Below are 707 nucleotides of genomic sequence, written 5' to 3'. Positions count from 1 at the left end.
GCTTGCTAGATAAAGAAATAGGTAAAATTGATATAATGCCAAAATCAAAATCCCACAAAGGCAACAATATGGATTTAAGTGAGTTTGTCAAAAATAACGAATTAGATTATAGTCAAATGGGCGAAATAGCCACCTTACCACCTATGCAAAAATACAAGGTTTTTATGGATAGTTTTTTGAATAGCGATTGGGTATCAAAAAAACTAAGCAAAAATAAAGTGGCAATACAAACTACAGCGGGCGAAGTGAGAATTTACTTGCCTTATGCTTATGGTCATTTTCATAAAAATGGCAAATTTGGCAACAAAAAAGAACAAAGAAATAATCTCACAGGTGCGCTTAAAGAGATTTTAAAAAATCCGCTTTTTGTAACAAAAGACAAGCAAGGTGCGCTATATTTTTATAAACCTTTTAGAGATGAAAATAATATTTTAGATTTGATTAGTGTTAGCGTAGATAAAGATGGAAAAATACAATATAAAACAACTTATGCGGATAAATATAAGCAAATTTTGGATTTGATAAAAAAATAGTGAGATAGTGTATAAGCAGGAGTTAGCTTAGGTAAGGCAATCTTTTCAGCCTTTGTTTATCATAATGACAGCGATAAGCTAACTCTCTGTTAGGCATTATGCCAAAAAAGTTTTTTAAAGTCAAATCCACCACAAAGGACAAAAAATGGACAAAATCCAAGAATTGCAAGCAAC

The 707-nt window shown here is 31.3% G+C and carries 1 protein-coding gene; it reads left to right on the top strand.

Features of this window, described 5'->3' with window-relative positions; translation table 11 throughout:
- Positions 1 to 533: hypothetical protein (locus tag ACWIX0_RS13970; protein WP_454174584.1), on the top strand; the 533-nt coding region annotated here is incomplete at its 5' end.
- Positions 534 to 707: the final 174 nt, after the last annotated feature.

It is taken from the genome of Helicobacter sp. T3_23-1059, from assembly GCF_053654515.1.
This window is presented reverse-complemented; position numbering and strand designations above follow the sequence as displayed.